Below are 353 nucleotides of genomic sequence, written 5' to 3'. Positions count from 1 at the left end.
CGCGCAATACAGGCTGTCGTAGATCCACTCGGCCGAGCCGACATCGAGGCTGGTGACGACGAAACGGATGTCGAGGCCGAGCATCGTCGCCTCAATACGGGCGACGGTGCGGCGTTCGCGATCCCAGGACTTTGCCTTATGGCGGGTCTCGGTATAGCCACGCAGAACCGGCAGGGGTACCGTCAAGTTAACGAATTGGAGCGGCGGAGGGGGTAGACGAGCGGCATGCGGACTGCCAAGGACCCTCTTTATCGCCGCCATCGCTTCCCACCGGAAGTGATCAGCTATGCCGTTTGGTTGTATTTCCGGTTTCCCTTAAGCTTGCGCATGGTCGAGGAAATGCTGGCGGCGCG

General features: G+C 60.9%; 2 pseudogenes. One reads left to right on the top strand and one right to left on the bottom strand.

Annotation, left to right across the window (positions count from 1 at the left end):
- Positions 1 to 171, bottom strand: a pseudogene (locus QJT78_RS52355) (transposase); the annotation flags it as partial.
- Positions 172 to 225: 54 nt separating this feature from the next.
- On the opposite strand from QJT78_RS52355, the pseudogene QJT78_RS52350 reads away from it, so the two are divergent.
- Positions 226 to 353 (top strand): annotated as a pseudogene (locus tag QJT78_RS52350) (IS6 family transposase); the annotation flags it as partial.

Source organism: Bradyrhizobium sp. Mp27 (genome assembly GCF_029953005.1).
GTDB lineage: Bacteria > Pseudomonadota > Alphaproteobacteria > Rhizobiales > Xanthobacteraceae > Bradyrhizobium > Bradyrhizobium barranii.
Note: the sequence above shows the minus strand (reverse complement) of the source record. Positions and strands in the feature narration are given on the sequence as shown.